At 65.6% G+C, this 17,754-nt stretch carries 20 protein-coding genes; 10 read left to right on the top strand and 10 right to left on the bottom strand.

The window, feature by feature from the left end; genetic code table 11:
• The first annotated feature begins 30 nt into the window (after positions 1–30).
• Entirely contained in the window at positions 31–1,680 is a 1,650-nt protein-coding gene (gene pgi / locus G6N44_RS22775) for a glucose-6-phosphate isomerase (protein WP_163667943.1), read from the top strand.
• On the opposite strand, the gene G6N44_RS22770 is transcribed toward pgi, so the two are convergent.
• The 5 genes from G6N44_RS22770 to cobF all read right to left on the bottom strand — a co-directional run bounded on the left by G6N44_RS22770 (position 1,677) and on the right by cobF (position 5,051).
• Positions 1,677–2,039, bottom strand: coding sequence for a hypothetical protein (locus G6N44_RS22770; RefSeq protein WP_235682848.1), 363 nt, complete (start codon positions 2,037–2,039; stop codon positions 1,677–1,679). The two genes, pgi and G6N44_RS22770, sit on opposite strands and share 4 nt — an antisense overlap.
• A 205-nt stretch (positions 2,040–2,244) precedes the next feature.
• Positions 2,245–2,994, bottom strand: coding sequence for an SDR family oxidoreductase (locus G6N44_RS22765; protein WP_163667941.1), 750 nt, complete (start codon positions 2,992–2,994; stop codon positions 2,245–2,247).
• A 42-nt stretch (positions 2,995–3,036) separates the two neighbouring features.
• Positions 3,037–3,888, bottom strand: a complete 852-nt coding sequence (locus G6N44_RS22760; RefSeq protein WP_163667940.1) for an Fpg/Nei family DNA glycosylase — start codon at positions 3,886–3,888, stop codon at positions 3,037–3,039.
• A gap of 14 nt (positions 3,889–3,902) precedes the next feature.
• Complete coding sequence (locus tag G6N44_RS22755) at positions 3,903–4,286, bottom strand: phage holin family protein (RefSeq protein WP_163667938.1); 384 nt, start codon at positions 4,284–4,286, stop codon at positions 3,903–3,905.
• 6 nt (positions 4,287–4,292) lie between these two features.
• Positions 4,293–5,051 carry a precorrin-6A synthase (deacetylating) gene (gene cobF, locus G6N44_RS22750; protein WP_163667936.1) on the bottom strand — a complete coding sequence of 253 codons (759 nt, stop codon included), beginning with the start codon at positions 5,049–5,051 and terminating at the stop codon, positions 4,293–4,295.
• A gap of 124 nt (positions 5,052–5,175) precedes the next feature.
• On the opposite strand from cobF, the gene G6N44_RS22745 reads away from it, so the two are divergent.
• Positions 5,176–6,456: a diiron oxygenase gene (locus G6N44_RS22745; RefSeq protein ID WP_163667935.1), complete on the top strand. Its 1,281-nt coding sequence runs from the start codon at positions 5,176–5,178 to the stop codon at positions 6,454–6,456.
• Here G6N44_RS22745 and G6N44_RS22740 read toward each other — a convergent pair.
• Entirely contained in the window at positions 6,440–7,615 is a 1,176-nt protein-coding gene (locus G6N44_RS22740) for an MFS transporter (RefSeq protein WP_235682847.1), read from the bottom strand. The two genes, G6N44_RS22745 and G6N44_RS22740, sit on opposite strands and share 17 nt — an antisense overlap.
• Positions 7,616–7,676: 61 nt before the next feature.
• On the opposite strand from G6N44_RS22740, the gene G6N44_RS22735 reads away from it, so the two are divergent.
• Positions 7,677–8,540, top strand: a complete 864-nt coding sequence (locus G6N44_RS22735) for an LLM class flavin-dependent oxidoreductase (protein ID WP_163667931.1) — start codon at positions 7,677–7,679, stop codon at positions 8,538–8,540.
• Between the two features lie 93 nt (positions 8,541–8,633).
• Here the strand turns inward: G6N44_RS22735 and G6N44_RS22730 are convergent, their stop codons facing one another.
• Together G6N44_RS22730 and G6N44_RS22725 are read right to left on the bottom strand one after the other, a co-directional pair.
• Complete coding sequence (locus G6N44_RS22730; RefSeq protein ID WP_163667929.1) at positions 8,634–9,038, bottom strand: DUF5709 domain-containing protein; 405 nt, start codon at positions 9,036–9,038, stop codon at positions 8,634–8,636.
• A 26-nt stretch (positions 9,039–9,064) separates the two neighbouring features.
• A complete protein-coding gene (locus tag G6N44_RS22725) occupies positions 9,065–10,228 on the bottom strand; it encodes an acyl-CoA dehydrogenase family protein (RefSeq protein ID WP_163667927.1) in 1,164 nt (387 codons plus the stop codon).
• A gap of 84 nt (positions 10,229–10,312) precedes the next feature.
• On the opposite strand from G6N44_RS22725, the gene G6N44_RS22720 reads away from it, so the two are divergent.
• From G6N44_RS22720 to rnhA, 5 genes are all read left to right on the top strand, one after another.
• Positions 10,313–10,936, top strand: a complete 624-nt coding sequence (locus tag G6N44_RS22720) for a TetR/AcrR family transcriptional regulator (RefSeq protein ID WP_163667925.1) — start codon at positions 10,313–10,315, stop codon at positions 10,934–10,936.
• A 122-nt stretch (positions 10,937–11,058) separates the two neighbouring features.
• Positions 11,059–11,352, top strand: coding sequence for a hypothetical protein (locus G6N44_RS22715; protein WP_163667924.1), 294 nt, complete (start codon positions 11,059–11,061; stop codon positions 11,350–11,352).
• A gap of 171 nt (positions 11,353–11,523) precedes the next feature.
• A complete protein-coding gene (locus G6N44_RS22710; RefSeq protein WP_163667922.1) occupies positions 11,524–11,850 on the top strand; it encodes a DUF222 domain-containing protein in 327 nt (108 codons plus the stop codon).
• A gap of 42 nt (positions 11,851–11,892) precedes the next feature.
• Positions 11,893–12,531, top strand: a complete 639-nt coding sequence (locus G6N44_RS22705) for a VOC family protein (RefSeq protein ID WP_163667919.1) — start codon at positions 11,893–11,895, stop codon at positions 12,529–12,531.
• 48 nt (positions 12,532–12,579) lie between these two features.
• On the top strand, positions 12,580–13,053 hold the full coding sequence (rnhA, locus tag G6N44_RS22700; protein WP_372508150.1) for a ribonuclease HI: 474 nt from the start codon (positions 12,580–12,582) through the stop codon (positions 13,051–13,053).
• 30 nt (positions 13,054–13,083) lie between these two features.
• On the opposite strand, the gene G6N44_RS22695 is transcribed toward rnhA, so the two are convergent.
• Complete coding sequence (locus G6N44_RS22695) at positions 13,084–15,363, bottom strand: ATP-dependent DNA ligase (RefSeq protein ID WP_163667917.1); 2,280 nt, start codon at positions 15,361–15,363, stop codon at positions 13,084–13,086.
• Between the two features lie 227 nt (positions 15,364–15,590).
• Between G6N44_RS22695 and G6N44_RS22690 the strand changes: the two genes are divergently transcribed.
• Both G6N44_RS22690 and ku read left to right on the top strand, forming a co-directional pair.
• Positions 15,591–16,514 carry a carbohydrate kinase family protein gene (locus tag G6N44_RS22690; protein WP_163667915.1) on the top strand — a complete coding sequence of 308 codons (924 nt, stop codon included), beginning with the start codon at positions 15,591–15,593 and terminating at the stop codon, positions 16,512–16,514.
• Positions 16,515–16,561: 47 nt separating this feature from the next.
• Positions 16,562–17,380 carry a non-homologous end joining protein Ku gene (gene ku / locus G6N44_RS22685; protein ID WP_163667913.1) on the top strand — a complete coding sequence of 273 codons (819 nt, stop codon included), beginning with the start codon at positions 16,562–16,564 and terminating at the stop codon, positions 17,378–17,380.
• Position 17,381: 1 nt separating this feature from the next.
• Here ku and G6N44_RS22680 read toward each other — a convergent pair whose 3' ends face one another.
• A complete protein-coding gene (locus G6N44_RS22680) occupies positions 17,382–17,705 on the bottom strand; it encodes a hypothetical protein (protein WP_235682846.1) in 324 nt (107 codons plus the stop codon).
• Positions 17,706–17,754 lie beyond the last annotated feature (49 nt).

Below are 17,754 nucleotides of genomic sequence, written 5' to 3'. Positions count from 1 at the left end.
CGCTTCGAGTCCCGCATTAAGGTCGACAGAATGAGTGCTGACATCACCGCAACCCCGGCCTGGCAGGCTTTGTCCAAGCACTACGACGACATCCGCGACATCCATCTGACGGAGCTTTTCGCCGAGGATCCGGCCCGCGGAACCGAGCTGGTATTGACCGTCGGCGATCTCTACATCGACTACAGCAAGCACCGCGTCACCCGTCAGACTCTGGAATTGCTGGCCGATCTGGCCCGCGCCGCAGGGTTGGAAGCCCGCCGCGACGCGATGTTCTCCGGGGAACACATCAATACCTCCGAGGACCGCGCGGTGCTGCACACCGCGCTGCGGTTGCCTGCTGACGCGTCGTTGACCGTTGACGGGCAGGACGTGGTGGCCGATGTGCACGAGGTTCTCGATCGGATGGGCGGGTTCACCGACCGGCTACGCAGCGGCAAGTGGTCCGGTGCCACCGGCGAGCGCATCACGACCGTGGTCAACATCGGTATCGGCGGTTCCGATCTGGGCCCGGTGATGGTCTACGACGCGCTGCGCCATTACGCCGACGCCGGGATCAGCGCCCGCTTCGTATCCAACGTCGACCCCGCCGACCTGGTGGCGACGCTGGCCGATTTAGACCCGGCCACAACGCTTTTCATCGTCGCCTCCAAGACGTTTTCCACTCTCGAGACGCTGACCAATGCCACGGCCGCGCGCCGCTGGCTGGTCGATGCGCTCGGCGAGGACGCGGTGGCCAAGCATTTCGTGGCGGTGTCCACCAACGCGAAGCTGGTGCAGGAGTTCGGCATCGACACCGACAACATGTTCGGGTTCTGGGACTGGGTCGGTGGCCGATACTCGGTGGACTCGGCGATCGGGCTGTCGGTGATGGCGGTGATCGGCCGCGAACGGTTCGCCGAGTTCCTGTCCGGTTTTCATCTCGTCGACGAGCACTTCCGTACCGCGCCGCTGTCCGAGAATGCTCCGGCGCTGCTGGGACTGATCGGCCTGTGGTACTCGAATTTCTTTGGGGCACAATCGCGTGCGGTACTGCCGTACTCCAACGACCTGTCCCGGTTCGCGGCGTATCTGCAGCAGTTGACGATGGAGTCCAACGGCAAGTCGGTGCGGGCCGACGGCAGCGCCGTCACCACCGACACCGGTGAGATCTTCTGGGGCGAGCCGGGAACCAACGGGCAGCACGCCTTCTATCAGCTGCTGCACCAGGGCACCCGGCTGGTGCCGGCCGACTTCATCGGGTTCTCCCAGCCCACCGACGATCTGCCCACCGCCGACGGCACCGGCAGCATGCACGATCTGCTGATGAGCAACTTCTTCGCCCAGACCCAGGTGCTGGCGTTCGGCAAAACTGCCGAAGCCATTGCGGCAGAAGGAACTCCACCCACCGTGGTGCCGCACAAGGTGATGCCCGGAAACCGGCCGACGACGTCAATCCTGGCGACCAGGTTGACGCCGTCGGTGGTGGGCCAGCTCATCGCCCTCTACGAACACCAGGTGTTCACCGAAGGAGCAGTGTGGGGGATCGACTCCTTCGACCAATGGGGTGTCGAGCTGGGTAAGACCCAAGCCAAGGCGCTGCTGCCGGTGATCACCGAATCGGAATCACCCGGCGAGCAGTCGGACTCGTCGACCGATGCGCTGGTGCGGCGGTACCGCGTCGAGCGCGGGCGGTCGGCCTAGCGCATCCCGGGGACCGTCGCGCAGCCCACGTTGGGGATGCAGCCACTGGCTCCGCCGGGGCCGGCTGTGCCGCCCGGACCGCCCGGGATGGAGCCGGTGGCCCCCTCGGGTCCCGCGGCCCCGCCCGGTCCGCCAGGGATCACACCGCTGGCACCACCCGGGCCTGCGGTCCCACCGGGACCACCGGGAATCTGACCGGTGGCGCCACCGGGTCCGGCGGTGCCCAGGTCGGAGCACGCCGAGCCATCGGCATTGACACACGGCGGCGGAGCAGGCTCAGCCATGGCCACGGGGCCAAAGGCGACAGCACCTGCCGCAGCGCCTGCAAAGAGCATCGAGGCAATCAATTTTGTGGTCATGACGGTGGGTTACCCACGACCGCCGGGAGTCGAAACACATGGTCACCTCACTGCTGAGGCATTGACACCACGTCAACCACACCAGCCACGGGGGGTGAGCAGCGGTTCCTTCTGTGCCGTCACCTTCTGAGCCATGAACCAATCTGGCCCGTAGCCATCAAAATATGCTCAATGCTGACCGCAACGCGATGCGTAACGATAGCCCTCAGGCGAAACGCTTCGTGTACTTCGGCGGCAGCAACCGCATCACCTGGGTCAGCGGTGCCCACGGCCAGCGCGGCACCACGGCCCGGCCCTTCTCCTTCTCGATGGCCTCGACCATCGCGCGCACACCGGTCTCGTTGTCCACCATCAACATCGTGGTCGCCGATTTGGCGGTCATCTCCGACTCGATGTAGCCCGGCTCGATGACGGTCACCCGGATCGGACCCTTGTCGTACTCGGCCCGCAGCGATTCGCCCAGCGAGGTCATGCCGGCCTTCGACGCGCAGTAGGCGGCTTTGCCGCCGGGCACACCGGTGTTGCCCAGCACCGACGAGATCAACACCAGGTGACCGCTGCCGGCTTTCTTGAACATCTCCAGCGCCGTCTCGATCTGCACCAGACCGGCGATCAGGTTGGTCTCGATGGTGGCCTTGTTGGCCCACGGCTTGCCCTCGCCCAGCGGCCAGCCCTTGCCGATGCCGGCGTTGACGATCACGCGGTCGATGCCGCCGAGTTCCTCGGACAGCTCGCCGAACACCCGCGGCACGGCCTCGTGGTCATTCACGTCCAGCGCGGCGACCGCGACCTTGACGTGAGGGTGCCGGCCGGCCAGCTCGGCCTTGAGCTCATCGAGGCGCTCGGTGCGGCGGGCACACAGCGCCAGGTCCCGACCTTTGGCCGCGAATTGCCGGGCCATGCCCGCGCCCAGTCCGGAGCTGGCACCGGTGATGAGGATCTTCTGACGGGTCATCGCTGCAGGATAACCGAGTTAGACAACTGCCAAAAACGCGGTCTACTTGAGCAGTCGCGACATCCGCCGATCGGCCAGCACCTTGCCCCCGGTCTGACACGTTGGGCAGTACTGGAAGGACTTGTCGGCGAACGACACCTCCCGCACCGTGTCCCCGCACACCGGGCACGGCAAGCCGGTGCGGGCATGCACCCGCAGACCGGACCGCTTCTCCCCCTTGAGCGTCGCGGCCTGCTGCCCCACGGACCGGGTCACCGCATCGGTGAGCACCGAGATCATCGAGTCGTGCAGGGCGCCCAGTTGGGCATCGGTGAGCTTGCCCGCGGTCGCGAACGGCGACAGCTTGGCCACGTGCAGGATCTCGTCGCTATAGGCGTTGCCGATGCCGGCGATCACCTTCTGATCGGTGATCACGGTCTTGATCCGTCCGCCCTGCCCGGCCAGTACACCAGCCAGCCCGGCCGAATCCAGCGACAGCGCATCGGGTCCCAGCGAGGCGATCTGCGCGACGTCGAGCGGATCGGCGACGATCCAGACCGCCAACCGCTTCTGCGTCCCGGCCTCGGTCAGGTCGAAACCCTCCCCGTCCAGATGCACGCGCAGCGCGATCGGCCCCTTGCCCGGCTTGAGCGGCGTCGTCGCCAGCTTGTCCGACCAACGCAACCAACCCGCCCGGGACAGATGCGTGATCAGATGCCAGGGGCCCACCTCCAGGCCGAGGTACTTGCCCCAGCGGTTCGCGCCGGTGACGGTCTGGCCGTGCAACGCCGTCGTCGGCGGATCGAACGTTTTGAGCACCGACAACGCGGACACGTCGATCCGGGTGACCACCCGGCCGGTCGCATGCCGGCGCAGATGATCGGCCAACGCCTCGACTTCGGGCAGCTCAGGCATGGCTCCAGTGTGTACTAGGCGAGCGCCTTGACGAACGACAACAGCCAGCTCACCAGCGACAGCACGATTGCCGCCCAGATGGCGGTCCACCAGAACTGGTCGATGTGCAGACCCCAGCCGGTGGTGTTGTCGGTAATCCACGAGGTGATCCACAGCATCAGCGCATTGATCACGATATGGATCAGGCCGAGGGTGAGGATGTAGAGCGGGATCGACAGGATCTGCACAATCGGCTTGACGAACGCGTTGACCAGACCGAAGACCACCGCGACGACGAAGACGATGCCGACCCTGGCGATGGTCGAGTCACCACCGACGAAGGAAATCCCCGGCACGACGAGAGTGACCACCCAGAGCGCGAATCCGGTTATCGCGGCGCGCAGGAGAAATGAGCTCATGGCGGTCTAGTCTGCCGAGCGCAGCAGGTACGTGTCCATGATCCAGCCATGGCGTGTTCGCGCTTCGGTACGCGCGGCGACGATTTCGTCGCCGATCTCGCCGATGGTTCCGGCATAGAGCAACTCGTCGGGGGTGCCCAGATAGGCACCCCACCAGATGCGGGTCTGCGGTGGGCACTGCTGAAATGAGCAGTCCGCATCCAGCATCACCACGGCACTTCCGGTCAGCCCGTGCTCACGCAACTGACGCCCGGTGGTGATCAGCACCGGTTCGCCGACGTCGTTGAGCGGGATGCGATGCCGGGCGGTCAGCACCTGGATTGCGGTGATGCCGGGGATGACGTCGTACTCGAAATCGACGTGCTGGCCCACCATCTCCAGGATCCGCAGCGTGCTGTCGTACAGCGACGGATCCCCCCAGGCCAGAAAGGCCCCGACGCCGTCAGGACCGAGTTCGGTTTCGATGGCCGCCGCCCAGATCCGGGACCGCTCGACATGCCAGTCCGCCACGGCCTGGCGATAGCCCGGCGCGTCGCCGGCCGCGGCGCGCGGCGGATCGACCAATTCGACGAAGCGGTAGCCGGGCTGGGTAATAAAGCGATCGCAGATCAGCTTGCGCACCGCGACCAGGTCGTCCGCCGCACCACGGCGCGGACCCTTGTCCATCGCGAAGAACACCTGCGTGTCATTGAGCGCGGAAACAGCCTGAGCCGTGACGAAGTCCGGATCACCGGCCCCGATTCCGATGACATGGATGCGACGCACTGTCGAAGGTTAACCGAACCGAAACCGGGGACCCCAAGTATCCGGTACCCGGGGTATTGACATCACGCATTGTCGGTACCTACCGTCGAAGTGAGTAGGACCACAAACGAAGGGAACGTCAACGGTGACAACTTCGATCAGACCCGGCGGTGGCTCGGCCAACGCGGCGCGGCGGGACGCGTTCTCCGAACGTCTGCTCAAGGGTTCGGTTCGCAAGTCTTACGCGCCGGTGGTCGACATCGACTGGCAGGCGCCGATCGATCCGGACAAGTTCTTCCTGCCGCCGACGATCGTGTCGCTGTACGGAACCCCATTGTGGGACAGCATGTCCCGCCAAGAGCAGATCGAACTCTCACGCGAGGAGCTGGCCAACACCCTCTCGGCGGGCATCTGGTTCGAGAACATCCTCAACCAGGCACTGCTGCGCAAGATGATGCACCAGGACCCCACGTCGAATTCCACGCACTACGAGCTCACCGAACTCGGCGACGAGACCCGTCACATGGTCATGTTCGGTAAGGCCATCGACAAGATCGGCGCCAAACCGGTACGGCCGCGGTTGTACCAGCGCATGATCATCAACTCGCTGCCGTTCTTCTTCCGCGGCTCGGTGCTGTGGGTGGCCGCGCTGATCGGTGAGGAGATCTTCGACTCGCTGCAGCGGCAGATGATGGACGACCCTGAGTTGCAGCCGATGGTGCAGCGCCTGATGCGCATTCACGTCACCGAGGAGTCCCGCCACATCCAGTTCGCGCGTGACGGACTGCGCGGGCGCACACCGTCGATGCGCTGGTACCAGCGAGTGTGGGTGGCCAACCTCAACGGAGTCGGCGGGTACTTCTTCCGCTATCTGTTCACCAACAAGGTGCAGTACGCGCGCGTCGGCCTGAACGCCCGCGCCGCGCGCCGGATGGCCCGGGCCAGCGCACACCGTCGCGAGGTGCAGATCTCGGGATTCGCCCCACTGGCCGCGTTCCTCGAAGAGGTCGGGCTGATGGGACGCATCGGGCGGCGGATGTGGCGTCGCTCCGGCTTCCTTCCGGCGAAGGCACCGCGTGGCCTCACCACCGCAGCGGGTACTCCCGAGATTTCCGGGACCGGTGTCACCGAAGAGGTGTACGACGGGTTCGCGATCCTCGACAACGGTGACGGCGATCGCCGGGTGCATGTGCGGCTGACCGGGCACCTGGATCCGATCGACGGCCACTACCACTGGCGCGGAACGATTCTCGATGCACCGAGCACGGTCGCCTCTGGGCCCGTTCGCCTGACCATCGGCACCCGAACCGTCGACGCCCGCATCACCGAGCGCACCTCGCAGGGCACGCACTCCATCGCCGGCGTCGGCGAACCGCCCTTCGAACTGGACGGCGCCGACGGGTCGGAAATCAGCGCCGCCGGGTAAGCACCGAGCGGCCGAGCAACCCGACCGCGAACACCGCACCACACATCCCGGAGACCAACAGCGGCAGTTGGCCGGGCTGACCTGGAATCGCAGTCCATGCCAGCCCGGCCCACACCCCGGCGCCCAGCACGGCAAAACCACTGAGCCCCTGGAACACTCCCTGCGCACTTCCCTGTAGGTCGGAGCCGACGAGCGAGGACACCCAGGCCTTGCTGACCCCGTCGGTGCAGCCGGTGAACAGGCCGTAGGCCCCGATCAGCAGCCAGGCCGTCAGCGGATCGGTCGTCAACCCCAGCCCGGCGTAGCCGATCGCGAAGAACACCAGGCCGATACCGAACACCGGCAGGCGGCCGATCCGGTCGGCCAGCAGCCCGGCCGGGAAACTGGAGACTGCGTACACCGCGTTGTAGGTGACGTAGGCCAGGATCACCTCGACGACCGAGAAGCCGATCTCGTTGAGCCGCAACAACAGCAGCGCGTCGGGGAAATTCACCAGGCCGAATGCCACCAGCACGGCTGTCACCCGCCAGAACCGGCCCGGTAGGTCGCGCACCCGGGCGAACACCGGCTGGCGCTCCGTGCGTGGCTGGGTGCGACGTTGTTCGGCAACCAGGAACACCAGGGCGACGCTGAGCACGGCGGGTACCACGGCCACCCAGAGCAGTGGCGCGATCTGATGGTCGAGCAGTTCATAGGCGGCCAGACCCAACAGCGGACCGACGACCGCCCCGAATGTGTCCATCGCGCGGTGGAACCCGAACACACGGCCGCGGGCGGCGGCATCGATGTCGGCGACCAGGAGAGCATCACGCGGCGCACCGCGAACCCCCTTGCCCAGCCGGTCCACCACGCGACCTGCGAGCACACCGGACCACCCCCCGGCGGCGGCGACCATGACCTTGCCCAGGGCCGCCATGCCGTAGCCGGTGGCGATCAGGGGCCGCTTGGAGAATCGGTCGCCGAGCGGGCCCGCGGCCAGTTTGGTCATCGCGGCGGCGCCTTCGGCGGCGCCCTCCACCGCGCCGACCACCGCGGGCGGGGCACCGAGCACGGTTGTCAAGTAGATCGGCAGCAGCGGGTAGAGCAGTTCACTCGCGGTGTCCTGCAGGAAGGACACCGCCGACAAGACCCGGACGTTGCGGGTCAGCCATGAAGGCACCCGGTCATCATGCCCGCCCGATCGACCCCATAGAACTAGAACACGTTCTAGTGTGTACGCCATGCGGTTCACCTATGCCGAAGCCATGACCGATCCCACCTACTACATCCCGCTGGCCCAGGCGGCCGAAGCGGCCGGCTATCACGCCATGACGATCGCCGACAGCGTCGCCTACCCCTTCGACTCCGATTCGAAGTACCCGTACACCCCCGACGGCAACCGGGAGTTCCTGGACGGCAAGCCCTTCGTCGAAGCCTTCGTGATGGCCTCGGCCCTGTGCGCCGTCACCACCACGCTGAAGTTCAACTTCTTCGTGCTCAAGCTGCCGATCCGTCCGCCCGCCCTGGTGGCCAAGCAGGTCGGCTCGCTCAACGCGCTGTTCGACAACCGACTCGGGCTCGGCGTCGGCACCAGCCCCTGGCCCGAGGACTACGAGTTGATGGGCGTGCCGTTCGCACGGCGCGGCAAGCGCATGGACGAGTGCATCGACATCATCCGCGGACTGACCAGCGGTGACTACTTCGAGTACCACGGCGAGTTCTACGACATCCCCAAGACCAAGATGACCCCGGCACCGTCGAAGCCGGTGTCCATCCTCGTCGGCGGGCACGCCGAAGCCGCCCTGCGCCGCGCGGCCCGCAACGACGGCTGGATGCACGGCGGCGGCACCGACGACCTCGACGTCCTCCTGAAGCGACTCAACGAGATTCGGGTGGAGGAAGGTCGGACGGGGCCGTTTGAAGTCCACGTGATCTCGGCTGATGCGTATACGCCCGACGGCATCAAACGACTCGAGGACAAGGGTGTCACCGATGTGATCGTGGGCTTCCGCCTGCCCTACATCATGGGCGACGACCCCGAGCCGCTCGACCGCAAGATCCGCCATCTGGAGAAGTTCGCCGAGAACGTCATCGCCAAGGTCTGAGCCTGCGCCCGCGGGGCATTCCTGCGTCGTTTTCCACGCCCGGGTCGTACCCCACAACGATCCACGGCCCCGGTGTCGAAAGCGGCGGCCAGGTCAGAACGACAGACCACCATCGGGCGCCGACGCCGGGATGATGTGGACCGCGGCCTCTTCAGCAGAGGCCGCACCACCATCGATACCGACGTCGGTCCCGAGCAGCTCTGCCTCGTCGTCCGCGCCGAAGCCCGCATTGGGGGCCACCAGGCGACCCGACCGTAGGTCGCCGACCTCGTCCTCGCCGCCCTGCTCGTCGAGATAGTCGGGCTCGTCGAGTTGCATGGCGGGATCAGGCTCTTCCTCGGCCAGCAGCTCATCGAACGTCTCGTGGTCACGCGGTTCCCGCCAGCGATCGGGCGGCGAATAACCCTCATCGAGCAAGTCGTCGACACCCCGATCGAGCAGGGTGTCCTCCTGCGTCAACTGGTCGTCGTCGTCGACGCTGTACCCGTCACCACTCATCCTTCAACGATGTCACAGCCCAGCCATCACAGGGACCGACTGATGATCTCTTTCATGATTTCACTGGTGCCGCCGTAGATCTTGTTGACCCTTGCGGCCGCGTAGGCACGCCCGATCGGATACTCCATCATGTAGCCGTATCCGCCGAAGAACTGCACACAGCGGTCGACGACGGCGACACCCTTGTCGGCCGCGATCAGCTTGGCCATCGATGCGGTGGCCGGATCGATGCGCCCATCGATATAGGACTGCACGCAATAATCGACCGTGGTCTTGATCGACAGGACCTCGGCCTTGAGCTCGGCGAGGGCAAACCGATTGTGCTGGAAACCGATCAGCGGCTTACCGAAGGCCTCACGTTCTTTGGTGTAGCGGATCGCCTCCAACACCGCGGCCTCCGCCATCCCAGAGCACACCGACGCGATGGCAAGCCGTTCGCGAGCCAGCTGTTCCATCAGCTGATAAAAGCCCAGCCCTTCTTGTTCGCCGAGAAGATTCCGCACCGGCACCCGCATGTCGGCGAAAAACAGCTCACGGGTGTCCTGACCGTGCTGGCCCACCTTCTCCAGCACACGGCCACGTTCGAAGCCCGGTAGGTGGTCGCTGGTCTCCGCCACGATCAACGAGATGCCCGCGGCGCCCTGCGCCGGGTCGGTCTTCGCAACGATGACCAGCAGGTCGCAGTGAGTTCCATTGGAGATGAACGTCTTCGATCCGTTGATGACGTAGTCGTCGCCGTCGCGCACGGCCGTCGTACGCACCGCTTGCAGATCCGATCCGGTGCCGGGCTCGGTCATCGCGATCGCCAGTACGGCCTCACCGCTGATGATCTTCGGCATCCAGCGCTGCTTCTGCTCGGCATTGGCGTAGGCGCCGATGTAGTGCGCGACGATCGGGGAATGCACCACCCAGCCCGAGGCCGAATCGTGAGCGAGAGCCAGTTCCTCGGCGACGACCGCTGAGAATCCGAAGTCCCCGCCGGCACCGCCATACTCCTCCGGCAGGTCCAGTCCCAACAGTCCGGCGTCGCCGAGCTTGTTCCAGAATTCCCGGTCGACCTGGTGGTTTCGAGCCCAGCGCTCCTGGTTGGGCGTGGCCTCCCTGCGGAAGAACTCCGCCGCATGCCGTCGCAGCTCACGATGCTGGTCGGTCTCCCAGGAGGCCCGGTAGTCCGGGAAGAGATCAGACATCGTCGCTACCCCATCTTGGTCACATCGCACCGATTACGATACAACCGTATCGTCACAAAGTCAGATGTACCGGAGGAGTGCGCCATGGTCAACCCCCGGGCCACACCGGAGGACCTCACGCCGAAGGCCCGCATTCGCAATGCCGCACTGGATCTGTATTCGAAGTACGGACAAGACCGAATTTCGTTGCGCGCCATCGCCTCCGAAGCCGGTGTCACACTCGGCCTGGTACAGCACCACTACAAGACCAAGGCCGGGTTGCGCGATGCCGTCGACCAGTTGGTGGTGGATCACTTCGCCTCGGCGCTGTCCGAGGTTCCCGACATCGGCGGGCCGGCTGATCTCACCGCCGCCCGGGACGCGGCCGTGCACACCATGCTGGAAGCGAACCCCCCGGTGGTCAACTACGTGCGCCGCGCGTTGCTGGACCCGTCCGGCGAGAATCTGCATCTGCTCGACGCCCTCGTCGGCCTGACCGCGCGGGAGGTCAATACGCTGCGGAAGTCGGGGCGCGCATCAACCAGACGTCGCGAGTCGACCCAGGTCCTGGCCGTCCTGGTGCGACAGATGGGCGAGATGCTGCTGGCACCCCTGGTGGATGCGGTGTGGGATCGCATGGACAGCTCAGATGCCGAGCACAAGCCGCGACTGCGGGTCACCGTCGAGGAGAGGTCAACCGAAACCGGCCCGACACCGCCCCGACCCTGAGAAATTCCGCATTTTCAGCTGAGAATTGTGGAATTTTCGAACTCGATTCCCAATTGGAACGTAATAGACAGCATCCAGAAGTAGTGGGACTTCCGGTGTCGCCTGCAACGGAGGGTTGGGAAATGAAGTCATATTCCATCGCCACATTGGCCGCCGGCGTGCTGGCGGCAGGCACATTTCTCGGGGGTGTCGCCGCTGCCGCGCCGACCGAGCAGTCGGCCGAACAGACCGTGAAAAGCCTGCAAACCAGCGGCTATCACGTCATCGTCAACCGCACCGGGGCGGCGCCACTAGCCAACTGCACCGTGCTCGGCGTGCGCCAGGGGCCGACCATCGCCACCAACGACTCCAGGGGCGGAAGTTCGATCAATACCACCGTCATTTCAAAGACGGCATACGTCGACGTCTCCTGCTGAGGTGGGAATAAAGCAGAGCACCTATTTGCCGGAGACGCCGAATCGGATTCGGCCGGTTTGGTGGATATTCGGCACCCGCAATCGGCCGCAGAAAATTGTGCGGCCGATTGTTTTGGGCCGGGCGTCGCACGAGTGCCGGGCTTGTCGGGGGGTCGGCGTACGGTACCGAACATGAGTTCGATATTGGTTTCCGAGAGGGACATCGAGCGGACGATCATCGGCGATGCGCTCGAGCACCTGAGCGCCGCCTGCAAAGAGATCGACGCGCTGTCGGTACATGCCCTGACACGGGCGGAGCTCCACGAGGTTTTGAGCCGGCTCGACGCCGGCGAGAAACGGCTGGCGACCGCTCAACAACGGCTCCTCGGGCGGATGGTCGCCACCAACACCGCGGCGCCACCGCGGTTCGACCCGGCCGCGGTGCTCGCCAGGCGGCTGCGCATCTCGCCGGCCGAAGCGCAGCGGCGGATAGCTGAGGCCGGCCAGCCGTCCGACTGAGGTCCGCACAGCGGATCGGCGGGACGGATAGATTCCACGTCCATGACCGTCACCGTCGACGAGCTCGAAGTCGCTGACCCGCCGGACGCCTGGACGCGAGCGGGATTTTCCGTCGACTCCGATGCCGTCTGCCGGGTGGGTTCGGTTCGCATCCGGCTGGTCGGGCGCGACCGCGGTACCGGCATCATCGGGTGGTCGTTGGGTGACCTGCCCACAGACGGCATCTTCGACGTCCTCGACGGTGTCCACACCACGCGATCGGATGCCGTCACCGCACCACCGGCCACCCACCCGAACGGTGTCACCGCAATCGACCACATCGTGTTGCTGTCCCCTGACCTGGACCGCACGATCGCCTCAATGGCGGCCATCGGCGTGGAACCGCGCCGGGAACGGGACACCGAACTCGGCGGACGACGGATGCGTCAGGTTTTCTTCCGCTTCGGAGAGGTGATCATCGAGGTCGTCGGCTCGCCGGAGACGGCCAGTGAGGGTGCCTCGAAGCTCTGGGGAATCACGTACGTCGTCGACGACATCGACGCGAGCGCCGCGTTCTTCGGCGACCACACCGCTCCGGTCAAGGACGCGGTACAGCCTGGGCGCCGGATCACCACGGTGCGGCACCGCGACCTCGGCATATCGGTGCACACAGCCGTGATCTCGGCGACTGTGCGTCATTGACGTGTGTCGGGTCGCCGCCCGCACGAAGCAGTTCCCTATCCTCAGCGCATGACCGACGCCGGAGACCTGACCACCGCGGTCGTTGTCGTCCATACCGACGGCGGGTGCCGACCAAATCCGGGCCCCGGTGGCTGGGGTGCGGTGCTGCGCCACCGTGAACACGTCCGCGAGATGTGCGGCGGCGAGCCCGGCGAAACCAGCAACAACCGCATGGAGTTGATGGCGCCGATCATGGCGCTCGAGGCGCTCACGAGACCGGTGGTGGTGCATCTCCACACCGACAGCACCTATGTCCGCAACGGCATCACCAAGTGGGTTTTCGGCTGGGAACGCAACGGCTGGCTGACGGCTGCGAAGCAGCCGGTGAAGAACGTCGACCTATGGCAGCGGCTGCAGGCTGCCTGCGCACGGCACCAGGTCGAGTGGTTCTGGGTAAAGGGCCACTCGGGCATCGCCGACAACGAGTTGGCCGACGAACTGGCGACCCGGGGGTTGAACGAAGCCGTCGCCTCGGCCCGCTGAGAGTCGACGACGGCAACTCCCGGCCTGGAGTTATTCCCACACCACGTCCTCCGGCGACTTGTCCGGCCGCAGCCCGCGCCAACTCGGCTGGCGCAACCGGTGATCGGCGGTGCGCTCGCTGTAGCGCACCTCCCCCACCAGTTCCGGCCGCACGAACGTGACCCCTTTGGCGTCGAGCTTCGGCAACGGCTGGCCGAAGGGAGATTCCTCGGTGTGCAGCGGCGCCAGCATGTCCTTCAGCCTGGCCAGTTCCTTCTCGGTGAACCCGGTGCCGACCCGGCCGGCGAACTGAAGTCCGTTGGGGCCCGGGACACCGAGCAGCAGCGCACCGATGCCGCTGGTGCGCCCGCCCTCCCCCTGACGCCAGCCGCCGATCACCGCCTCCTGGGTGTTCCAGATTTTGTCCTTGATCCAGGACGCCGACCGTCGGCCCGGTTGATAGGTCGAGTCGCGCTTCTTGGCGACGACGCCTTCGAACCGGTGCTCGCGGGCATGCTCCATGGCTTCCTGGCCGTCCCCGGGCAGCGGTTCGGGCACGATCAGACCACCGCCGGCAGCCAACGCGCCCAGCACCTTTCGCCGGTCGGAGTACTTGGCGCGCAACAGGGAGCGGCCGTCGAGCCACAGGATGTCGAACGCCCAGAATTCGACGCGGGTGGAGCGGGCCCGGTTCTGCATCGCGCCGAAGCTGGGCACCCCGGAGTCGTCGAGTGCCACCACCTCGCCGTCGAGCACCACGTGATGGTCGGCGAGATCGGCGGCCAGCACCTCCAACTGGGGGTACTCGGCGGTGACGTCGCGCCCGCTGCGCGAACGCAGTTGCAGGCGGCCATGATCGGCTTCCACCAGCAGCCGGTAGCCGTCCCATTTTCCCTCGAACGCCCACTGGCCGGCCGTGAGTTTCGCGACGGACCCCTCGGTGGACAGCATCGGTGCGAAGTCCTTGGGCTCGGGGGTGGCCGACTTCTGGTCCTTCATCCGGTGCGCCAGCCAGTTCTTGCCCTCGGTCTGGATCAGTGCGTAGCGGCCGTCGATCTTCCCACCGCTCAGGGTGAAGATCACCTCACCGTTGCGGGCCTCGGGGTCGTCGCTGACCCGGAACTTCTCCGCCTCGTAGGTGCCCGTGTCCCAGACGACCATGTCCCCGGCGCCATACTCTCCCTTGGGAATCGTGCCGTGGAAGGTCAGGTACTCGATCGGGTGGTCTTCGGTATGCACGGCAAGGTGATTCACCGCGGTGGTCTCGGGAAGGTTCTTGGGCACCGCCCAACTGACCAGCACGCCATCGCGTTCCAGCCGTAGGTCATAATGCAGCCGTCGGGCGTGATGTTCCTGGATCACGAACCGGTCGTTGTTTCCGGTCGGCGGAACATCCGGGGGCACCGGTTCGGGAGTCTTGCCCGCATCCCGCATGCTGCGGTAGGTGGTGAGTTTGTCGCCCCGGGGTGCGTCCGCGTCGAGGCCGTCCAACAGGTCGCCGTCATCGTAAACCCGTTGCAACACCTCATCGAATCGCAGTTGACGCAGATCCGGGTCGGCGATCTCGTCCCAGGTGCGTGGCGCGGCGACGGTCGGGTGCTCGCGCCCGCGCAGCGAGTACGGAGCGATCGTGGTCTTGGCGCCGTTGTTCTGGCTCCAGTCCAGAAATATCTTCTGTGCCCGCACGCTGCGGGTCATGGTGGCGGTGACCAGAGTCGGCATCGACTGTTCGAGTTGTTGGGCCACGCGCTTGGCCAGCACCGAGGCACCGCGAGAACTGATCGGTTCGGCCAGCGGCACATACAGATGCAGGCCCTTGCTGCCGCTGGTCAACGGGTACGTCGTCAGCCCGATGTCATCCATGAGATCGCGTACCGCCTGGGCGACCTCGCCCAGCTGCGGCATCGTCACGCCCTCACCCGGATCCAGATCGAACACGATGCGGGTAGCCGGGCCCTGGCTGCCGTCGGCGGAGAACCGCCATTGCGGCACATGCACTTCCAGCGCGGCCTGTTGGGCGATCCAGGCCAGACCCTCGCGGGTATTGATGATCGGGTACGTGGTGGTCCCGGACTTGTGCGCGATGTTGCCGCGCTCCAGCCAACTCGGAGCCGAAGACGCCAACTGCTTTTCGAAGAACGACGTCTGCGCCACCCCGTTGGGCCAACGCTTTCGGGTTACCGGGCGGCCGGCCAGGTGGGGAAGCATCACCTCGGCGATGTCGAGGTAGTAGTCGAACACCTCGGCTTTGGTGGTGCCGGTGGCGGGATACAGCACTTTGTCGGGGTTCGTCAGCCGAACCCGCTCATAGCGCTCCGTGACGCCATCCATGTGGCAAACGTATACCCACATCCAAGACACCGGCCCCGTCGACGGGTGAGCACGGCCAGATGGCGTTGACCAGTGTGCGCAGCGGGCTCTTGCGATTGGCGGCGGCCGTATTGCTGCCCACGACGGCTGTTCTCGTTGGCCCGGTACCCGCGGCATCGGCCGTAACCCGACCGGGTCGGCGGGGTTCGTCGCCGGACGGCTCTGGCCCAACCACCTACCATGGAGCCATGAGCCGGGCCCTGGTCATCGGCGAGGCCTTGATCGACATCGTCGAGCGGGATGGCAACGTCGTCGGAGAGTACGTCGGCGGCAGTCCCCTCAATGTCGCCGTCGGCCTGGGCAGGCTGGGCCGCGGCGTCGACTTCCTCACCCACATTGCCGACGACGACCGTGGCAAACGCATCGTCGAGTACGTGGAACATTCTGGAGTGCAACTGGTTTCGGGCAGCACCAGCGCCGGACGGACACCCACCGCGATCGCCACACTCACCGCCGCTGGATCGGCCCGCTACCAGTTCGACATCGACTGGCAGCTGACCGGTACACCCGAGGTGGCAACCCCACTGCTGGTGCACACCGGATCGATTGCGACCGTACTGGAACCGGGGTGCCGCGCCACCGCCGCGCTGCTGGACGCCTACCGTATGTCCGCGACCCTCACCTTCGACCCGAATATCCGCCCGGACGTGATCCGCGACGACGACATTGCGCGCGGGCGCATCGACCGACTCGTCGAACGTGCCGACATCGTCAAGGTTTCCGAGGAAGACCTGCGCTGGCTCGACCCCCGCCACTCCCCCGAACAGATCGCCCGGGCGTGGCTGGAGGTCGGCCCGTCGATCGTCACGGTGACCTCGGGTGAGTGCGGAGCGTTCGCTGTGTGCCGCGCCGGTTCGGTGTCGGTCGCGGCACGGTCGGTCCAGGTGGTGGACACCGTCGGGGCCGGCGACGCCTTCATGACAGGCCTGCTCGACGCGGTGTGGTCCTTGGGCCTGCTCGGCGCGGACCGCCGTCGCTACCTCTCCCGGATCGACACCGGAACGCTCGAAGGTGTCCTGAGGTCCGCTGCGCTGTCAGCGGCGTTGACGGTGGCCCGACCCGGCGCGGACCTGCCTGATCGTGCTACCCGAGACGCCGCAGCCCAGTCCTGAGCGTGCTGAAACGTTTATCCGCGGCCCCGCTGGGCCATACTGGCCTTATGCGATCCATCTGGAAGGGTTCGATCGCCTTCGGCCTGGTGAACGTGCCGGTCAAGGTCTACAGCGCCACCGAGGACCACGACATCAAGTTCCACCAGGTCCACGCCAAGGACAACGGGCGCATCCGCTACAAGCGGGTCTGTGAAGTGTGTGGCGAGGTCGTCGAGTTCCGAGACATCAACAAGGCCTTCGAATCAGACGACGGGCAGATGGTGGTGATCACCGATGAGGACATTGCCACGCTGCCCGAGGAACGCAGCCGCGAGATCGAAGTCGTCGAGTTCATCCCGGCCGACCAACTCGACCCGTTGATGTACGACAAGAGCTATTTCCTGGAGCCCGACTCCAAGTCATCCAAGTCCTACGTGCTGTTGGCCAAGACGCTCGCAGAAACCGAACGCGTGGCCATCGTGCACTTCTCATTGCGCAACAAGACGCGGCTGGCAGCCCTGCGCGTCAAGGATTTCAGTAAGCGCAACGTCATGGTGATCCACACCCTGCTGTGGCCCGACGAGATCCGCGATCCCGACTTCCCCGTGCTGGACAAGGAGGTCGAGATCAAACCGGCCGAGTTGAAGATGGCCGGTCAGGTGGTCGAGTCGATGACCGATGACTTCAAGCCCGATCAGTTCCGGGACGACTATCAGGATCAAATGAACGAACTCGTCCAGGCCAAACTCGAAGGTGGAGAAGCCTTCTCGGTCGAAGAGCAGCCGACCGCGCTCGACGAGACCGAGGATGTCTCAGATCTGCTGGCCAAACTGGAGGCCAGCGTGAAGGCGCGTGGCAGCACAGCGAAAAAGCCCGCCAAGAAGTAGTTCAGCGCCGGCAGTCCAGATCCACATACACCGTGGTGTACTGCAGATTCTGCCCCGGGTTGAACGAGGTGATACCGGCCGCACCGGCCGGCACTTGCGGTGCGATGACCGAATGACCCTGGCGCACTGCGCTTACCGTGCAGTCATCAATAGCCCTGGCGCCGACCTTGCTCAAGATCACCCGGAAGCCCCGGCTTTCGAGTTCACTGATGGTTTGGCTCGCCGTCGACTCCGTGGGTGCGGCAGCAGCCGGCGCGGCCAACGCCATCCCGAGCCCACACAGTCCGACAGCTGCGGCCCACAAGCATTTCGAGTTCCGTTTCACTGGGTTCAGCCCGCCCTTCGGTTTCGGTGAAGTGGACTAAACGTAAGTC

Source organism: Mycolicibacterium alvei, from assembly GCF_010727325.1.
Lineage (GTDB): Bacteria > Actinomycetota > Actinomycetes > Mycobacteriales > Mycobacteriaceae > Mycobacterium > Mycobacterium alvei.
This window is presented reverse-complemented; position numbering and strand designations above follow the sequence as displayed.